Source organism: Dictyobacter vulcani (assembly GCF_008974265.1).
Taxonomy (GTDB): domain Bacteria; phylum Chloroflexota; class Ktedonobacteria; order Ktedonobacterales; family Ktedonobacteraceae; genus Dictyobacter; species Dictyobacter vulcani.
This window is the reverse complement of record NZ_BKZW01000002.1, coordinates 886,803-906,295: the sequence shown is the minus strand read 5'-3', so window position 1 is coordinate 906,295 and position 19,493 is coordinate 886,803. Positions and strand designations below refer to the sequence as shown.

Annotated in this window: 12 protein-coding genes and 3 pseudogenes; all 15 read right to left on the bottom strand. The window is 52.9% G+C overall.

Features of this window, described 5'->3' with window-relative positions; all coding sequences use genetic code 11:
- Positions 1-43: 43 nt before the first annotated feature.
- Positions 44-2,560 (bottom strand): non-ribosomal peptide synthetase, encoded by a 2,517-nt coding sequence (locus tag KDW_RS35215; RefSeq protein ID WP_151757963.1) that lies wholly within the window; start codon positions 2,558-2,560, stop codon positions 44-46.
- Positions 2,539-4,731 carry a condensation domain-containing protein gene (locus tag KDW_RS35210; protein WP_269822519.1) on the bottom strand — a complete coding sequence of 731 codons (2,193 nt, stop codon included), beginning with the start codon at positions 4,729-4,731 and terminating at the stop codon, positions 2,539-2,541. The genes KDW_RS35215 and KDW_RS35210 overlap by 22 nt, the downstream gene beginning before the upstream one ends.
- A 21-nt stretch (positions 4,732-4,752) precedes the next feature.
- Positions 4,753-6,362: pseudogene (locus KDW_RS35205) on the bottom strand (non-ribosomal peptide synthetase); the annotation flags it as partial.
- Positions 6,359-8,848: a condensation domain-containing protein gene (locus KDW_RS35200; RefSeq protein WP_269822518.1), complete on the bottom strand. Its 2,490-nt coding sequence runs from the start codon at positions 8,846-8,848 to the stop codon at positions 6,359-6,361. The pseudogene KDW_RS35205 and the gene KDW_RS35200, both read right to left, overlap by 4 nt.
- 2 nt (positions 8,849-8,850) lie before the next feature.
- Positions 8,851-9,528 carry a condensation domain-containing protein gene (locus KDW_RS35195; protein WP_151757959.1) on the bottom strand — a complete coding sequence of 226 codons (678 nt, stop codon included), beginning with the start codon at positions 9,526-9,528 and terminating at the stop codon, positions 8,851-8,853.
- The gene (locus KDW_RS21255) at positions 9,525-10,883 is read right to left on the bottom strand and encodes a non-ribosomal peptide synthetase (protein ID WP_162005475.1); all 1,359 of its coding nucleotides are present in this window, start codon (positions 10,881-10,883) and stop codon (positions 9,525-9,527) included. The genes KDW_RS35195 and KDW_RS21255 overlap by 4 nt, the downstream gene beginning before the upstream one ends.
- Positions 10,808-11,464: a condensation domain-containing protein gene (locus KDW_RS35190; protein WP_162005474.1), complete on the bottom strand. Its 657-nt coding sequence runs from the start codon at positions 11,462-11,464 to the stop codon at positions 10,808-10,810. Before KDW_RS35190 ends, KDW_RS21255 begins: the two co-directional genes overlap by 76 nt.
- Positions 11,389-12,429, bottom strand: a pseudogene (locus KDW_RS35185) (condensation domain-containing protein). Before KDW_RS35185 ends, KDW_RS35190 begins: the two are co-directional and overlap by 76 nt.
- A gap of 84 nt (positions 12,430-12,513) precedes the next feature.
- Positions 12,514-12,918 carry a phosphopantetheine-binding protein gene (locus tag KDW_RS21235; protein WP_162005471.1) on the bottom strand — a complete coding sequence of 135 codons (405 nt, stop codon included), beginning with the start codon at positions 12,916-12,918 and terminating at the stop codon, positions 12,514-12,516.
- Complete coding sequence (locus tag KDW_RS21230) at positions 12,915-13,931, bottom strand: amino acid adenylation domain-containing protein (RefSeq protein WP_269822517.1); 1,017 nt, start codon at positions 13,929-13,931, stop codon at positions 12,915-12,917. The genes KDW_RS21235 and KDW_RS21230 overlap by 4 nt, the downstream gene beginning before the upstream one ends.
- Entirely contained in the window at positions 13,919-14,437 is a 519-nt protein-coding gene (locus KDW_RS35180; protein ID WP_269822516.1) for an AMP-binding protein, read from the bottom strand. The genes KDW_RS21230 and KDW_RS35180 overlap by 13 nt, the downstream gene beginning before the upstream one ends.
- Before the next feature lie 27 nt (positions 14,438-14,464).
- Positions 14,465-15,849, bottom strand: a pseudogene (locus KDW_RS36070) (condensation domain-containing protein); the annotation flags it as partial.
- A 294-nt stretch (positions 15,850-16,143) separates the two neighbouring features.
- Positions 16,144-16,518 carry a condensation domain-containing protein gene (locus KDW_RS21215; protein ID WP_151757950.1) on the bottom strand — a complete coding sequence of 125 codons (375 nt, stop codon included), beginning with the start codon at positions 16,516-16,518 and terminating at the stop codon, positions 16,144-16,146.
- Between the two features lie 1,566 nt (positions 16,519-18,084).
- Positions 18,085-18,240 carry a hypothetical protein gene (locus KDW_RS31920; protein WP_162005470.1) on the bottom strand — a complete coding sequence of 52 codons (156 nt, stop codon included), beginning with the start codon at positions 18,238-18,240 and terminating at the stop codon, positions 18,085-18,087.
- 1,004 nt (positions 18,241-19,244) lie between these two features.
- Positions 19,245-19,460, bottom strand: coding sequence for a hypothetical protein (locus KDW_RS21205; RefSeq protein ID WP_151757948.1), 216 nt, complete (start codon positions 19,458-19,460; stop codon positions 19,245-19,247).
- Between the last annotated feature and the right edge of the window lie 33 nt (positions 19,461-19,493).

The window sequence follows — 19,493 nt, the reverse complement described above, 5'->3', positions numbered from 1 at the left end:
GTGCTGGCTTATCTCGATCTATCACTGTTTTTCTCTGCATTATTTATTCATCCTCTTCTTCATCCTCTTCATCTAGCTCTGCGAGCAGGCGCGCCAGTTCGTCATCATCTGTGTGCTCGACCTGCTCACGCGCAATGGCAACGATCATAGTTTCAACACTTGGTGCCTCAAACATACTGCGAACGGGTAAATCCACCTGGAAGGTCATACGTATACGTGAGATGACCTGGGTGGCCAGGAGTGAATGTCCGCCAATCTCAAAGAAGTTGTCCTGTACGCCGATCTGCTCGCGCTCTCTTCTGAGCACATCTGCCCAGATCTCTACCAGAAGTTCCTCCATCGGGGTGCGCGGAGCCAGATAGGTGCTGGTAATGTAAGCCTGCTCGGTATCCAGTACAGTTAGCGCGTGGCGATTCACTTTGCCGCCAGGAAGCAATGGCCATGCAGCGAGTCGTACAAAGGCTGCCGGGAGCATATAGGCTGGCAATTGTTGTTGCAGGCTTTCACGCAACTGGCTAAAGAGTTGCTCGTCCTGGTCCGCGGTTACGATATAGGCAACTAAGCTGGCTTCTCCGGATTGATCTGCTTGCGCCAGGACCAGGCTGTCCTGGACGGCTGTATGCTGACGCAGAGCGTTTTCAATCTCGCCTGGCTCAATCCGAAAACCGCGTATTTTGATTTGCTGATCAACGCGTCCCAGGTATTCAAGTGTACCATCCGCTAAGTAGCGGGCCAGGTCACCAGTCCGATAGAGGCGCGCTCCTGGTATTCCAGCAAAGGGATCGGGTATAAATGCTGCGGCGGTCATGTCTGGTTGGTTCAGGTATCCACGTGCCAGGCCTATACCTCCAACACAAAGCTCTCCTGGAACACCCATCGGGGCCAGCCGCTGATGGTGGTCCAGTATGTATACATGCATATTGGCAATTGGCACTCCGATGGGAACCGCGAGCATATCCTGGGATAGATGGTCTGTAGCGTAGTACGTGACATCGGCGGTTACTTCGGATGAACCATAGAGGTTCAGTAAGCGACCTTGCGGGCAACGCTCTTTAAAGAGCTGTGCGAGCTCTAACGAGAGGATTTCGCCACTGCATACCCATAATTTGAGTTTTGGCAACCGCTTTTGCACGTCCGGGACGCTTGTTAAGATGGCACGCAGCAAAGATGGCACGAGCACGATACGTGTACATTCGCTGGCCGCGAGTGCACTCACCATCAGCACAGGATCTTGCCGGACATCTTTGGAGAATATGGTTAATGGCACTCCTTGCAATACCGGTCCAAGTAGCTCCCAGATTGAGTCGACAAAATTCAGGGCGGTCTTCTGACAACACTGCTCCTGAGCCGTGAATGGATATGCTTGCCACATCCAGTTGAAGCGGTTGACCGAGGCGCGATGATTCGCAAGTACACCCTTTGGCTTGCCGGTTGAACCCGATGTATAGATGATATATGCCAGGTTATCTGGTGTGACGCCACTCTGTATGCGACCATCCGGCAACTGTGCAATCTGCTCCCAGATGCTATCTAGCTCGACTACATGCCTGGGCTGTACCGGCAAATGGGCCGTCAGATGTTTTTGGGTTAAGATAATGTCAAGCGCGCTATCATTCAGCATATAGGCCAGCCGCGCCGCTGGATAGGCTGGATCTAATGGCACATAAACACCGCCAGCTTTGAGGATCGCCAGGATGCCGATCAATAACTCGCTGCATGGCTCCACGCTTACACCAACGGGTACCTCTGGTCCCACACCAAGTGAGCGTAGATAGCAAGCGAGCTGGTTCGCCTTCTGGTCTAGAGCCCGGTAGGTCAATTTGTCCTGTTCGAAAATGACGGCAAGCGCTTCTGGCGTGCGCTCAACCTGTTGCTCAAAGAGTTGGTGCAGGCACAGGTCGGCTGGATACGGGGCTTGTGTGTTGTTCCACTCAACCAGCAGTTTCCGCTGCTCGCTGTCCCCTAACAGGGGCAAGCTACCAACAGCCTGGGATGGTTGCTCGGCCAGCCCTTTCAGCAGGTTTTGTAGATGCTGCAACATCTGCTCTATCACCACGCTATCAAAACGCTGGCCATCATACAGGAGCTTGAGGGTCATGCGCTCACCGGGAATAATATAGAGGGTCAGTGGATAATGGGTCTGCTCTTGCGAGTTCACGGCCTCTAGTTGCAGGCTCGCTTGCACGTTTTGCATAGCGCTACCACTGATGGGATAATTCTCAAAGACAAAGAGCGTGTCAAAAAGTGCGACTCCATGCGCCAGTTCGCTCCATCCCTGTACCTGCACCAGTGGGGTATATTCGTACTGGCGTAGCTCGCTCTGCTGCTCCTGGATTTCCTGCAGCCAGTCTTCAAACGCCATCTCAGGACGAATCTGAATACGTACTGGCAGGGTGTTGATAAACAGGCCGACCATTGACTCTACGCCCTGCACGTCCGCGGAGCGACCGGAAAGGGTGACGCCAAAGACGATATCATCCTGGGCGCTATAATGGCTTAATAGCAGCGACCAGGCTCCTTGCATGAGTGTGTTTAATGTCAACTGGCGGGTACGCGCCAACTCTTGTAGAGCGGCGGTGAGTTCGGCTGGAACGCTTTGTTTACATTCTTGATAATCGGGGCCTGTGCTTGTTTTCTACGTTCTACCCCTAAAACAAGCGGTGTCTCAAAACCTTTCAGTTGCTGACGCCAGAAGGTTTCCGCCTGCTGCAAATCCTGTTGTACCAGCCAGGCAATATAGTTTTGATAAGGATAGACCCGTTCTAGCTGCGGCAGCTGCTGCTGCGTAAATGCTTCATAGCAGATAAAGACGTCCTTGAGCAGGATTGGCATGCTCCAGCCATCGAGCAGCATATGATGATGGCTCCACAGGAACTCATAGTCCGTATCGGTTATGCGCATGAGGGTTAAACGCAACAATGGCGCTTGCGATAAGATAAAGCCTTGTCTCCGATCCTGTTGCCGGAGTTCCGTGAGACGTTGCTGCTGCTCAGCTGGACTGTAGCCACGCCAGTCATGCATGACAAAGGGTAGTTCGATCTGCGTATGCACGATCTGTTGGGGTTGGTCCAGCCCATCCCAGACAAAGGCTGTGCGCAGGATGGCGTAGCGCTCAATGACTTGCTGCCAGGCTCGCTGGAAGGCCTCTATCTGCAGGTCACCACGAAATGTGAAGTTCGTCTGGACAAGATAGTCTCCTTCTTCCAGCGTATAAAGCGAGTGGAAGAGCAGACCTTGCTGTAAGGGCGATAATGGATAGACGGTCTCGATTGCCCGCTCTGAGCCTAATACACGATCAATCTGTTCCTGGCTCAGCTTTGCCAGTGGCAAATCTGATGGTGTAAAGCCACCTGCATGCTCTTCTATACAGCATGCAATCAGGTTCTGGAGGATCTGCAGGTAGTTATGCGCCAGGGTCGTAATGGTTTCTGGACGATGGATGTTGGTGCTGTATGTCCAGTTCAGGTGTAGTTGTCCACCACCCACGCTCCCACTGATATCCAGTTGGTGCACCCTGCTTCCCTGCGGACTGACTGGCATACCACTATCTTCATAGGCGGGAGCCAATAGTGCTTCCTCGGAGAATTCCTGGTCAAACTGGCCCAGGTAGTTGAAGCTGATCTCAGCCTGCGGTAATGCTTGCAACTGCTCGCTTATCTGTTGATCCTGGCATAAGTAACGCAAGAGCCCAAAGCCAATACCGTGCTGAGGTAACACGCGTAGTTGCTCTTTGACTACTTTCAGCATCTCGATCAGTTCTGTTTTTCCCTGCGCATCCAGTAAGAGCGGATAGATGCTGGTAAACCAACCAATGGTACGCGAGATGTCGGTGTGCTCCAGGATATCTTCACGCCCATGTCCTTCCAGATCGATCAGAAGCTTGCTTTGCCCGGTCCATTGTGTTAGCGTGGCCAGCAGCGTGGTCAGGAGAATATCGTTAATCTGTGTATGATACGCCTGTGGTACTTGCTGCAATAAGGCCTGGGTCTCTTCAGTACTCAGGGAAACACTGATCGTTTGCACTGAGGCAACCGTATTTTCTGCCTGTGCATAATCGACAGGTAATGGCAATATGTCTTGCTGCGCTGCGCTTAGCCAGTAGGCTAGCTCTTGCTTAGCGTCTGGCGTCTGAGCATATTCGACCAGTTTCTGCGCCCACTGTCGGAACGAGGTTGTCTTGGCGGGTAGCACCACCGCGTGCTGGTTACGTAGCTTCTCGTAAACATTGGCAAAATCTTCCAGGAAGATACGCCAGGAGACACCATCGATTACGAGATGATGGATAATAATCAGGATGCGATCCCGCTGCTCTGACCTTAACGTAAAGTAGACAATGCGTAGCAATGGACCATCCTGTAAATTCAGGCTCATCTGGGCTTCATTCGCGGTTGCTCCAATGGCTACTTTTTGCTCGTCTGGCGAGAGGGCGGCGATATCTTTTATCACAACGATTTCATGCGTTTCGCCAGCGCTATTTACCTGCTGCCAGCCAGTGGCTTGCTCGCTATAGCGCATGCGTAACGCGTCATGATGCTGCACAATATGGCTGACTGTCTGCTCTAACAGTTCAGGATCAAGCCGTTCACGCGTACTCAGGATCAGCGCCTGATTATAATGCTGCGCCTGCGGCAGTTGTTGCGCAAAGAACCAGTGTTGTATTGGCGTCAATGGCAATTCACCAGTGACAATGCCTTGTTCGGACTCGATGATTGTTTCGGCTGTCGTGCTCATCACGACCATGGCTAATTCAGCAATGGTTGGATGCTGGAAGAGCATCTTCGGCGTAATCTGCAGGCCAACCTGTTTGGCGCGGGCGACAATCTGAATACTGACAATCGAATCTCCACCGAGCGCAAAGAAGTTATCGTGAATACTCAACGCTTCAACACCCATGACTCGTTGCCATAATTCAACCAGTTTCGCCTCTACCTCCGTACGCGGTTTGATCAGCGTACGCTCTTTCTGCTCAGCGCTGTGGTCTAGCGCTTGCAGCGCTCGACGGTCAACTTTTCCATTCGCCGTCAAAGGCAGGGTTTCTAGCTCAATAAAGGTGGACGGAACCATATAATTCAGCAGACGCGCTGCAAGATACTGGCGCAGATCTTCAATGTGCAGTCCTTGCTGCGGCGCGGTAACCACGTAAGCGACCAGGTGCGTAACGCCGGCTTCTTCACGAGCGATGACGGTACATGCCTGGATCGTGGCATGCTGGCTCAAGACGCTTTCGATCTCGCCCAGTTCGATCCGATACCCCAGCACCTTGACCTGATCATCCAGGCGACTCAAGAACTCAATCGAGCCATCGGGAAGATACGTGACCAGGTCTCCGGTTCTGTAGAGTCGTGCGCCTGCTTCCTGACTGAAGGGATCGGCAATGAAGCGCTCAGCGGTCATGGCAGGCTGCTGCCAGTAACCACGAGCCAGACTTAAACCACCGATGTAGAGTTCACCAGGAGTTCCCACCGGTACTGGCAGTAAATGACGATTTAAAATATACACCTGGGTATTGCTGATCGCCTTGCCAATGGATGGTGCTCGCTCGGAAAAACCAGCAGGAACGTCTCCGGCCGTGGCCACCACGGTCGATTCCGTCGGACCATAGTGATTGATCAGGCGGAAAGGTAATGCTGCTTCAGGTGCGCTATGCAACTTATCACCTCCGGTCAACAGGGCACGCAACGCGCACTCCTGTGGCCAGGGCAGCGCTATGATCCGTTCAGCCAGCGGGGTCGGTAAGAAACTGATACTGATCTCCTGTTGCACCATCCAATCACGCAACTCAGGCGGCGAGAGACGCGTCTGCTCATCGGGTATATGCAGGCTGGCTCCTGCTGCGAGATACGGCCAGATCTCCCACACACTGGCATCAAAGGCCACACCCGCCAGTTGGGTCGCACGATCGTGCGAAGAGATTTCATAGGCCTGCAGGTGCCAGAACACTAGATTGAGTAATCCGGCATGCGTGATCTGGACGCCTTTGGGAAAACCGGTCGATCCCGATGTATAGATCATATACGCCAGATGCTGACGATCAATCGCTCGGTCAAGATTCGCGGTTGGATAGGCCGCCAGCCGCTCCCATTCACGATCAAGCAAAAAGTACGGTTCGGCACTTTCAGGCAGGCTGCTCGCAAATTGCTGCCGGGTCAGCACAGTCTTCATTTGCGCATCTTCTAGCATAAAGGCGATGCGCTCAGTCGGATAGGCAGGATCCAACGGTACATAGCCCCCCCTGCTTTAAGAATACCCAGCATACTTATTATCATTTCAATGGAACGCTCAAAATAGAGTCCCACCAGATCTTCCGGCCCTACATCCAGGCTACGGAGATAATGAGCCAGTTGGTTGGCACGGCAGTTCAACTCGCATAGCTGAGGCGCTGCTCACCATAGATTACCGCGGTCGCTTCGGGCGCATGCTGCACATGAGCTTCAAAAAGATCGAGAATATTGGCATCACATGCATAATCAGTGCCAGTCATATTCCATTGCTGTAATTGCTGTTGCTCGCCTGGCGTCAACAATGATACTGTTGCAACCTGCTGCTCTGGTGTATGGATGAAAGCATGCAACAGCATCTGCATATGCCACAGAAAGCTTTTGATGTCTTCTGAAGCAACGCGATGGCTATCGTAAATAAATTTTAATGATAGCTGTTGGGCTGCATGAGCCACCAGCGTAAGCGGGTAGTTGGTTTGTTCCTGGGCCTGGAATGAGAGTAGTTCTAATTCGCTCTTTTCTTGCACCTGGACATTCTGTGTCGTGACTGGATAATTCTCAAAGACGAAGAGGGTCTCGAACAGTGCACTGCCACGGGGTATAGCGCTCCAATTCTGCACCTGTGCCAGTGGACTATATTCATACTGCCGCATCTCAAGCTGCTGTGCCTGTAAACTATGCAACCAGGACAGGATACTCTGACCAGGCCGGATCTGGACACGCATAGGGAGTGTATTAATAAACAGGCCAATCATGGCTTCAACACCGGCTAAGTCAGCAGGGCGACCAGAGACGGTGGTGCCAAAGACAATATCAGGCCGACCACTATAATGGCTAAGCACAAGCGACCAGGCTCCCTGGACCAGTGTATTGATGGTGAGTTGCTGTTGCCTGGCAAATTGCTGTAATTGCTGTGTTAACTCTTCTGAACACAGAAGCAATTCTTCATCGTAGTGCGGTGCTTCATCTATAGCCGGCGCACGCTTGATGCGTAGTTGCGTAGGATCAGTAAAGCCCTCTAGCATCTGCCGCCAGAAACGCTCGGCCTGCCCCATATCTTGCTGGGACAGCCACTGAATGTAGTCCTGGTACGGGCGTACATAGGCCAGTTGTAACTTCTTGTGCTGGCAGAGCGCCTCATAGGCCATGAATACGTCGCGTAGCAGCGTTGGCATGCTCCATCCATCTAACAGGACATGGTGATGGCTCCAGATAAATTCATAACTGTCATCGGCCAGTCGGATCAGCGCAAAGCGCATCAATGGCGCTACGTCTATGTCAAAGCCTTGCATTCGATCTTCTTGCCAGTATGTAGCCAGACGTGCTTGCTGCTCATCTACCATTAGATGACGCCAGTCATGCTCGAAGAATGGCGCTTGACGATGACGATAGACAATTTGCTGCGGTTCTTCTACTATATTCAGTTCGAATGCGGTTCGTAATATGCTGTGGTGATCCATGACTTGCTGCCAGGCTGCTTTGAAGGCTGCGCAGTGCAATGTGCCTTGCAGGGTTGCTCCAATCTGCACCACATAGTCACCATCACCTGGTGAGTAGAGCGTATGGAACAGGAGACCTTGCTGCAGTGATGAGAGTGGATAGATAGCCTCGATCTCACGATTGTTGCCTGCTAACTGGTCGATTTGTTCTTGCGTTAACGTTGCCAGCGAAAAGTCTGAAGGCGTATAGCCGCCCGCATCCTCAGTGGCGCAGTGTGCGATCAATTCACGCAGGTTGCGCGCAAAATCCTGCACCAGCATATTGATGGTCTGGACACGGTGAAAGTTGCGACTATACATCAAGCTGATGCTTAGTTGACCACCACTAATACTGCAGGTTATATCTAACAGGTGCGCACGCTTACTCTGTGGACTCATTGGCAGGCCCGTTGATTCTCCAGCGGGTCCAAACAGTCCTTCAGTGGCGAGCATCTGGTCAAATTGACCCAGGTAGTTAAAGCTGAGTTCGGCCTGTGGTAAGGCTCGCAATTGCTCTCTTACCTGCTCATCATTACTCAAGTAGCGTAACAATCCATAGTGGATACCGTGATAGGGTAAGGCTCGCAACTGCTCTTTAATTGCTTTAAGCAGGGGACCAGGTTGAGAGGGCGTCGTGGCTTCAAGCAAGGTCGGATACATGCTGGTAAACCAACCAACGGTTCGCGAGATATCGACGCCATCAAACAGTTCTTCGCGGCCGTGGCCTTCCATATGCAGCAAAACGGCGTCCTGCCCTGTCCATTGCGTGATGGTCTGCACCAGAGCCGTCAATAAGACGTCGTTCATCTGTGTATGGTAAACCGGCGGCACAGCGTGCAGTAATGCCTGGGTCTCTTCTACACTCAGTGAAACCGTTACGGTGTGCGCCGACGCAATGCTGTTTTCTCCATTGTTTTGATCGATCGGTAGTGGCTGGATATGTGCTTGAGATTGCTTCAACCAGTATGCTACTTCGTTCTGTACCTCTGGCTGCTGGGCATAGGCCTGGAGTTTCGCGGTCCACTGCTGGAAAGACGTTGTTTTGCGTGGTAGCGCCAGCGCTTTATCAGCCGCCAGTTGCGCATAGGCTGTCTGCATATCTTCCAATAGGATACGCCAGGAAACACCATCAATCGCCAGGTGATGGACCACAATCAGCAAACGGCCAGCCTGCTGTGCCCCAGATCAAAGTACACGATACGCAGGAGGGGTCCGTTAACAATATCTAGCTGTGTTTGTACTGTATTGACGGCCTCTTCAAAGACTGTTTGCTGTTCAGCCATGGGCATCTCTGACAGATCCAATACAGTTAATGGTACCTCTTCATCGGGCAGCGCCTGTGTCAGTTGCCAGCTATTAGCTTCTGTTTGGAGTAGGCGTAAGCGTAAGGCATCGTGGTGCTCCAACATCTGCTTCACGACCTGCTCTAGCAGGGTCTGCTCTAAACGCTGGCGTACACTGACCAGGATGGCTTGATTCCAATGATTGGGTTGCGGCTGTTGCTGCTCAATAAACCAGTGTCCGATGGGAGTCAATACGACTGGTCCGGATATAATGCCTTGCTCCGCTTCAATCGCGCTCTCAGCTTCCTCTTTGGCCATCACGCGTGCCAGGTCGGCAATCGTCTGGTGCTGAAACAGCATTTTGGGGGTGAGATTCAAGCCTGTCTGATTGGCACGTGCCACAATCTGAATACTAAGAATAGAATCGCCGCCCAGCGCGAAAAAATTCTCATGGATGCCGACCTGGGGCAGGCCTAACACCTGCGACCAGATCTCGGATAGTTGCTGCTCAAATGGTGTCCGCGGGGCGCTATAGGTAGCGTTGCTCACCAGGTGCTGCAGCTCTGGCTCCGGTAGTGCGCGCCGATCAACTTTGCCATTCGGGTTAATGGTAATGCTTCAAGAATGACCATTACAGCTGGCACCATATAATCAGGAACCTGCTCTTGCAGATAAGCTCGAATGTCTTCCCGGTCGAGGCTCGCGTTTTCTTGCGCGACGAGATAGGCCACCAGTCGTCGATTGCCAACTTTATCTTCATGTAAAATGACGCTACAGTCACGTATCGCCTGGTGTTGCAACAATATTGCTTCTATCTCTCCTGGCTCAATCCGATAACCACGAATCTTGACTTGAGCATCGATACGGCCCAGAAATTCTAGCGACCCATCAGGCAAATAGCGTACCAGGTCACCGGTACGGTAAAGCCGTGCTCCTGGCTCGGTACTAAAAGGGTGGGTGACAAAAAGCTCTGCTGTCAGATCCGCACGCTGCAAATAGCCACGCGCCAGACTGGCTCCGCCCACAAAGAGTTCTCCAGGTACTCCCTGGGGCACAAGTTGCAGATGCTTGTCAAGCACATAGATCTGGGTATTGGCGATGGGCTTGCCGATCGAGGGTGCTCGCTCTTCCTGCGCCCCCACTGGCACGTCACCGGCACTTGTAACGACTGTGAATTCGGTCGGACCATAATGGTTAATTAAGCGAAATGGCAATTTGTCGCTTGGATAGTAGTGCAGTTTATCGCCACCGGTCAATAAGGCTCGTAAGGCGGTCGTCTCGGGCCATGCTAAGGTTAATACGCCTTCGGCCATGGGGGTCGGCATAAAACTCAAGGTAATGTGTTCATTGACAAGCCAGTCACGCAACTGCTCTGGATCCAGGCGCGTACTGGCATCGGGAAGATACAGGCTGGCGCCGGCGGTCAGGTAGGGCCAGATTTCCCAGACGCAGGCGTCGAAGGCGATGCCTGCCAGTTGGGTGGCGCGATCCTCTGGCTGCACGTTGTATGTTCGTCGGTGCCAGTACACCAGATTTAGCAGATTGGCATGCGAGATCTGTACACCTTTTGGCCTGCCAGTTGAGCCGGAGGTATAGATCATGTAGGCCAGATTCTCTGCCTGGATCTCTAGCTCCAGATTGTCGTCGGCATATGCCTCAAGCCTGGACCAGTCGCTATCCAGACAGAAATGGGAGGTCTTTGCTGCGGGTAGGCGTTCAAGCAGGCTGCTCTGCGTTAATAGCGTGGTGACCCGGGCATCTGCGAGCATATAGGCCAGTCGATCAGTTGGATAGTCCGGATCCAATGGCACATAGGCTCCGCCTGCCTTCAATATAGCCAGGAGGGCCACGAGAATCTCCGCTGAGCGCTCAACACAGACGCCGACCAGCGTATCCGGTCCCACTTGTAGCTGACGCAGATAGTGGCCAGTCGGTTTGCGCGACTGTTTACTTCTCCATACGACCAGCGCACATCCTTATACACGACTGCCTCTAAGCTTGGCTGGCTCGCGGCCCATTGCTCGAAGAGTTGATGCACATAGACCCCACTCGGATAGGCATTGGTCGCGGGACTTGAGAGTGTCAGCAGGTGTTTCCGCTCCGCTGGCGTCATTATGTTCAGCGTAGCTATGGGTTGCTCTGGCGCCAGCACGATGCTTTCGAGGAGGGTCTGGAAATGTTCGAGCATCCGTGTGATCGTCTGTGATTCATAAAGGTCTGTATTATACTCAAGCGAGATCGCGGTACTCTCGTCCGCATCAACGACCTGCAACGTCAAATCAAACTTGGCACTCTTACTGTCAACCGCGATAGGCTGCACACTCAGCTCTGGAAATTCAACGGCCGCTGTTGGTGTGTTTTGTAAAGCAAACATGATCTGGAATAGGGGCGAGCGGCTGAGATCTCGGCTTATTTGCAGCGCTTCCACAATCTGCTCAAATGGCAGGTCCTGGTGTGTATAGGCTCCCAGGGAAACATCACGCACGCGCTGCAGGACCTGGCGGAACGAGGATTACCCGAGAGGTCGGTGCGCAAGACCAGCGTGTTGACGAAAAAACCGATAATCTGCTCGATCTCGGCGCGATTACGGTTGGCGATGGGGGTACCCAGCACAATGTCATCTTGACCACTATAGCGCGCAATCAAGATCTTAAAGGCTGCCAGCAGGGTCATAAATAAGGTGCTATCTTCCTGCCGGGTCAACTCTTTTAGCTGCCTGCATAATGCTGCTGGTAAAACACGGACTTGATATGCACCATTGAATGTCTGTACAGGCGTACGCGGGTGGTCCGTAAATAATGCCACGGTCTCAGGTGCCCCTTGCAGTTGCTGCTTCCAATAGCTCAACTGCCGCTCTAGCTCCTCACCCTGTAGCCACTCACGTTGCCAGAGCGCGTAGTCGGCATATTGAAAGGTCAACTCGGGTAATGGAGATGGTTGATCGTGCAGAAAGCCCGATAATTCGCGCACGCCCCTCTGATAGAGGATGCAAGTTCTTTACCAGCACGCCATCGACCAGCCATCTAAATAATATGGTGCATGGTTAACAGCAAGACATGATCATTTTCACCGAGATCCAGCAAGGTGCCACGTAACCAATGGACCCCGTGCCAGGTCAAATGGCTGCAATGCCTCTGACTCCGCATACTGCCTGATGGTTGCATCCAGTTCGGCCGGTATGCAAGCCCGCAAATCAACGCGTTTCAGGACAAAGTGCTCTGCCTGGCTGGCGTCCGTTACCATCTGCATGAGTTCGCCGTCCAGCATGGCGAATGTTGTGCGCAACGTCTCGTGACGCTGCACGATCTCATTCAAGCCCGCTTCCAACGCAGCAATATGCAGAGGCCCACGAAAACGTACAGCCGTTGGAATAGTATAAAATGGTTTGCCCGGTTCCAACTGATCCAAAAACCCAGAGGCGTTGCTGCGCGAATGAGGCAGCAAATGCATAGACCTCTTCTTCCATAGAGTCCATTTGATCAGTAGAATATGTCGACATAGCACATTTCCTTCTATCATTGACGTTGGGAAGGGTTAGTTCCCTTTCGTGATGTTTTTGCCTTTGACGCGATGCTTGTCTCGCGAGACTCGTTTCATTGCCGGTGCCTGAGATGACGTTGGCGCCATCTGGGATTGCTCCTCTAGATATTTCGCCAGTTCATGGATTGTTGGTGTTTCAAAAAATTTGCGTAGCGGCAGTTCGATCTGAAAGATCACACGCAGTTGCGAAACTACCTGCGTCGCCAGGAGCGAATGCCCACCCAGCGCAAAGAAATTGTCATGGATGCTGACCTGTTCAGTTCCTAATACCTGCTTCCAGATCTCCGCTACTTTTTGCTCAGTATCGGTCTCGGGCGCAACATATGTGGTTCCAAGCACCAGATTGGCCTCTTCGACCGCAGGCAGGGCTTTGCGATCGATCTTGCCATTTGGCGTCACCGGGAAGGCGGCCAGTTGGATAAAGATCGTCGGATCATATAATCCGGGAGGCCTGCTTGCAGATATTCACGCAATGTCTGGTTATTCAAACCTGCCGCGTCGGCTGCTTCTATATAGGCGGCCAGGCGTTTATCGCCTGACTTGTCTTCGTGCACCAGCACCAACGCATCGGAGATTTGTGGATGCTGCTCTAACTTGTTCTCAATTTCTCCCAGTTCAATGCGGTGACCACGTACCTTGACCTGGTGGTCCACACGACCAATAAAGAGGATCGAGCCATCCGCATTGCGTTTAACGACGTCACCGGTCTTATAGAGCCTTTCCCCTGCTTTGCTAGTGAAAGGATGTGGCACAAAACGCTCGGCGGTTAAATCTAGATGATGCAGATAGCCGCGCGCCAGACCATCACCGCCGATGTATAATTCACCTGGCACGCCAATCGGGCTCGGTTGGTGATATGCGTCCAGCGCATAAAGCGTGGTGTTGGACAGCGCCTGGCCGATTGGTAGATTCGTGGCGTCTTCTTCGATCTCCTTCACCAGGTGCCAGGTGGCATAGGTGGTACTTTCCGTGGGACCATAGACATGCAGTAATCGCTCAGGCGCTCCATGTTTGAGGACCTCACGTACCCGGCGCACATCGACGGCTTCTCCACCAAAGAGCAGGTGCCGCAATGAGCGAAACGCATCTGGAATCTCACGGGTGATCTGGTTGAATAAGGCGGTCGTCAAAAACAGGGTCGTGATCTTCTGTTCCTGCAAGACCCGGGCGAAGCGCTGCAGGGACAGGACGTCTTCTTTCATCATCATCACCACGCTGGCACCGTTGAGCCAGGCTCCCCAGATCTCAAAGGTTGAGGCATCAAAGGCCACATTAGCCGCCTGGACGATCCGGTCTTCCGGCTCAAACTGGATATAATTGCTGTTACGTACCAGACGGGCGACCGCTTGATGGGTAATGGCGACTCCTTTGGGTACACCGGTTGAACCGGATGTGTACATCACATAGAGCAGGTTATCGCTGCGGACGCGACGCGACGGATTCTCGGGCGACTGCTTTGCAATGGTCTCGGTCTCATTTTCAAGGTAGAGCAGTGTCCGGAAAATGCCGGTAGGCTCTCACTCAAGGCCGCCTGAGCCAGTAAAATCTGGGCCTGCGAATTCTCCAGGATGAGGGCCAGGCGCTCCTTTGGATAGGTGGGATCCAGTGGCAGATAAGCGGCCCCGGCTTTCAGGATGCCTAGAATCGCTACCAGCATTGCGACTGAGCGCTCCAGGCAGAGCGCCACCAGCGTGTCTGGTTGCACGCCTTGCTGCTGCAGATAGTGCGCGATCTGATTGGCTCGACGATTCAGTTCCGCATAGCTGATACGCTCGTCAGCATAGATGATCGCGGTTGCTTCTGGTGTACGGGCAACCTGTTCCTCAAATAGGCCGGGAATGTTGGCCTGATCTGGATATTCGGTCGCCGTTGTATTCCACTCATAGACTATCTGCTGATATTCTTGTGCTGTCAGCATGGCCACGCTGGCAACTGGCTGCTCAGGATCCTGCAGGAAACTTTCCAGCAGTGTTTGCAGGTGTCCCAGCATACGCACAATCGTTTCCTCATCGAAGCGTGAGCAGTCGTAGAGTAATTTCAGGCTTAATTGTTGTCCGGGTAGCGCGGCAATGGTGAGTGGATAGTTGGTCTGCTCTACGGAACGTGTCGCATGCACCGCGAGCGGTGGCATGTCGTCTGTGTCCTTCACATCCAGTGACACTGGATAGTTTTCAAAGACAAACAGGCTTTCAAAAAGCGATTGACCAGTGGGCACCTCGCTCCAACTTTGTACCTGAGCCAGCGAACTATATTCATACTGGCGAATTTCGCTCTGCTGGGACTGTAAAGCCTGTAGCCAATCCTGCACACGCTCGTGCGCTGCTACATGGATGCGTACGGGCAGGGTGTTAATAAAGAGTCCGACCATTGACTCTATCCCTTGCACGTCTGCCGGACGACCGGAGACGATGTTGCCAAAGATCACGTCTGGCTGACCACTATAATGGCTCAGCAGCAGTGACCAGGCTCCTTGAATCAGGGTATTCATGGTCAATTGCTGGCTGCGTGTAAAGTGCTGCAACTGCTCGGTGAATGCGCTTGATAGTGTCAGCGAGTTTTCGGCATATTTACGTTCGCCGCTGACATCGCCTACCGTTTGCTGATCAACGGCGAAGGTGGTTGGCGCAGTAAAATCCTTGAGCAGGTCGCGCCAGAATGTTTCTGCCTGCGCTTTATCCTGCCGGGCTAACCAGCGAATGTAGTCCTGGAATGGCCGATGTGCTCCAGTTGGACCGCCGTTTTTCGACTCAGGGCATCGTAACAGATAAACACGTCCTTGAGGAGGATCGGCAGGCTCCAACCATCTAACAATATATGGTGATAGGTCCATAAAAATTCATAGCTGTCATCGGACATGCGGATAATGGCAAAGCGCATCAATGGTATCTGTGATAGGTCAAAACCTTGCATACGGTCCTGCTGTAAATAGGCCCGTAGCTTTGTCTGTTGCTCTTCCACTGAACAGCCACGCCAGTCCAGGTGCTCACAGGGAATATCGACCTGCCGATAGACAATCTGCAAGGGCTCTTCTACATCTTCCCAGACCAGGCCTGTGCGCAAAATAGGATGGTGGTTGACTGTTTGCTGCCAGGCTTGCATAAAGACGATCGGATTAAATTCACCGGTGAATCGATAGCCGCTCTGTACAATGTAGTCGCCTTTTCGGGTGCATAGAGCGTCTGGAATAGCAGGCCTTCCTGCATGGGAGAAAGAGGATAGACATCCTCGATGCGTGGTCCCGACCCAAACAGGTGATCCAATTGCTCTTGCGTTAGCCGCGCTAATGGAAAATCTGATGGCGTATAGCCTCTGCTGTCTGGTGCCTGACAATGGATGATCAGGTTCCGTAGCGTCTGGATAAAGTTCTCACCCAGGGCTTGCAGCGTTTCCTCGCGGTAATGATTCTGCTATAGGTCCATATCAGATGCAGTTGCCCGTTGCTGATACTGCCATTGACGTCAATTAAATGGGCGCGCTTGCTTTGTGGACTGACCGGTGAGCGCTCGCCTCAGAGGCCTGACTGAATAAGGTGTCCTCTGCCAGGATCTGGTCGAAGCGTCCCAGGTAGTTGAAGCTAATCTGGGCTGCGGCATGGCTCGCAGTTGCTGTGCCATCTGCTCGTCTTTACAGAGATAGCGCAGCAGTCCATAGCCCCATACCTTTGTCAGGGATCGCTCGCAACTGCTCTTTCACAGCCTTGAGTACTCCATCTAATGCTGCACCCTCATCAAGTTGGAGCAGCACTGGATACAGACTGGTAAACCAACCTACGGTCCGTGACAGGTCAATCTGCTCGCTCATTTCTTCGCGACCGTGACCTTCGAGTTTGATCAGCGATGTTCGCTCACCTGACCAGTCGGCCAAGCTCTGGACCAGCGCGCGAGCAAAATCATTTAATTTCGTGTCCCCATAGGCCCTGTCGGCACATCCCTGTAAAAATTCCTCTGCCACATTAACCGTCGCCAGTCGTCCCTTCAGACCTTTAGTAATAACTAACAAAGAAACCCTGCGACGGTCGCCCCGACGCTATTTGCGCCCACCGTATCCCTGGAGTTATTGGCTAAGAGGCTAACCTCCGACGACCGCTTCACTTGAACAGACCCCCACCGTACTGTCTGCTTCCTGTTCGCACACCCAACCTCGGTAGCGTCGCATGCCATCAGAACGCCCGTGACCTGACCCCTGAATGAGGTTTCTTTCTCGGGTAAGTACTGACACTATGCTGTGCTGTCGCCCATAATCGGCCGATAGCTAGCTCCTCCGATCAGCTGTGAGCGGAATAGCCGCGCGCCAAATACCCGCCTCGACGCCAGAGGTGATCCCACTCATCAGCAAGAGCGTCCGCGCTTTATCATGGACACCCACATCGAAAATTAGACGGCTCGACAACCCACAATGACCATGCTGGCAGGTTCAGCCCCTGCTGATACTCTTGCGCGTCCTCTCGATGGTCTCGCGCTGCTCGTCCGCATCAGGTGCGGCACAATCAATATCGCCTACGTGCGCCACACTCATCAGATCGGAACCACGGACTGCAACATCGGCGATGTGCCATGTTGTTCAAACCGTCGACCGAAAGCCCAGGACGCAAATAAACTCGTGTCTTGAAGCATGGTGCTGCAAATTGTCGTGATGCAGAACCTACAAGCAATCCGAAATACACAGCCGACAATACACAGTCCAATTGAGCAAAACGAAAAATGGCTTTCAAAAGTAATCAGCTCCCTTGAGCCGCGCTTCTCGCAAAACACCAGCCAAGCTATCACGCATCACCATGTGTCAAAGACCGGAACTACTCCGCTCGCCACCGATGCCCTACTCAGCAATGCATTATACCGAGCAAATGCACTTTCGCTGTTCTGTAAGTACAACCACAGCTGCATATTCAGCGACAACAGCTCGACCTGGGAAAGAGCCGACCCCGCGCAACAGTGTGACCTAGTGCAATCCGCCGTCTGGCCCGCGAGACGATCTGGATGCTTAAATCGAGTCGCCGCCGTAGCATAAAGAAAGTTAGTCCCAGCCCAAATAATCACCAAACCATGCAATTCCACACAAATACCGTGTGACCAGATCGCTCGCAGTTGGGCTTCAATTCACTCATCTCCCGAGGGAACCTATAGCTATCCTCTGTTGCGCGTTAGCTAGCACACTCGGGGCAGCCAGGGCAGTGCCTTAGCGCCCTCATCTTAAACGCAATTGCAATTCATACAAAGCCACATACTATCCAAGTCGCAACAAGAACCCCTATGCTCCCAGCGGAAACAAACACCGGGCAGCATATAGTCCGGTACGTGCGGTTGCCGCGTATGTGCTATATGCTGGCGGACCTCGCGATGCCATCAGTTGTCCCGTATCGCTGACAAACGGAAGCACACGATCAAAGCCCGTATCTTGTCGTGCCCCAACAAGTCCATGCCGCCCCGCCACTGTCACCACACACGGTGCGATGCCCTCGAGCATACTGGCCGAGACATGACATCCCTCCGCTCAGATCCTAACGAATACGGTAACCAGCCCTCAATTTACACCTGGAAATAACATGACGACTCGACAAAACATCAATCAGACCAATCCCAGAGTCGATAAGCGGAAGCCATGTGCACCGGTACGATAGAGCGTCGCTCCAGGCACTGGATCAACTGGAACTGCGGCACGAAGCGGCTCGAGCGAGTTCCAGCGTGCCCTCTCGGAGATAACCAACCCGGCCAGTCCAATCACAGCTGGAACTACGATTCTCTACCCATAGCCCCAAAGCTACGGGTAACACGGTCGCAGTGGCTCATCGCCACGGAGATACCGGCAAGTCGCTCAGCGTTCGCGCGATTCCGGGCAGATCCAGAATCCCAAGACACCACACGTTACACCCTACTTGCCACAGCCCGAGCCAATTGCATGTACAGTAATAACAACAGGTGAGTAAGTATATTTCGGATGGGGACCATAGCGTAATCATCCGGGCATACTGCTAATAGTACACAATTTCTCCGTAGTACCATTCACCAACATCAGGAAACCCGCCAGAGCACTCACACCAGAAGCAGCCAAATGAAACGGTACCTGATACCAGCGACCATGCCGAGTTGACAGCAAATCGACCAATCCCACAGCAAAAAAGACAACCTGTGTGAAAACAAACCATGCTCAGCCCAGACCCACAGAATACCTTACTCTGCCTTAGCTCACCGCAACAAAACCGACCACCATCGGCGATATCTTCTCCAAGGCTGGCGTCGAGTGACTCGAAAACGGACTCAGGCGCCGCTCCACCCCATTGAGCAGGCTGCACACATATATATCAAAGGTTGAAAAGCACTCAAAGACCGAATACCGGGGCCAGAATGGCAGGAATACGTCATCGGGCGGCCGGATCTGCCACAAAGTCTGTGTACCGTCGACACGGACCAGCGGCAGATAAAAAACCATACCCTTACCAGACTTGAGGTCACTTACACCCCATTGGACGACCGTGGATCAGAGTAAACCAATCACGGATGGCCAAGGTTCTAACAGCATGTCATACCACACTACCACTGTATGCCCTTGCTAACAAACCGCATCCCAAAATTCCGCATCGATAATCAAACCAGCATTGACCACCGCCAGACGCTATTGCGCGGCAATTGCCGACCCAAATGAACTCTGCTTAAATTCCACCAGCAAAACGACCGCCGACCAATCCTCCGATCACGTTCTACGCTGTATCGAGCGATCCCAGTTGGAATCTAGCCTTCAACCTCAAAAGCCCCCGAGGCATATACAGCCAAGCCCCCCCACCGCTTTCCACCGAATTCGCCGCCAGGCATGCCCTGATCATCCCAACCGGTGAGGACGTTCGACAAACAGGTCCAACCAAGTTCACTTCTGGCACCCCCGACGTCACACAGTGTTCGCAAACGTACGCAGCAAGCCCTCGATGGCTCACGATTTAATTCACTCATAGGACGGCACATCCACTGTCCCAGAGACCCGCG

Coding starts and splice junctions, on each gene's coding strand:
- KDW_RS35210 (WP_269822519.1), bottom strand. CDS start 4,731: ATGAGCACGACAGCCGAAACAATCATCGAGTCCGAACAAGGCATTGTC.
- KDW_RS21205 (WP_151757948.1), bottom strand. CDS start 19,460: ATGAGTGAATTAAATCGTGAGCCATCGAGGGCTTGCTGCGTACGTTTG.
- KDW_RS35180 (WP_269822516.1), bottom strand. CDS start 14,437: ATGCTGACAGCACAAGAATATCAGCAGATAGTCTATGAGTGGAATACA.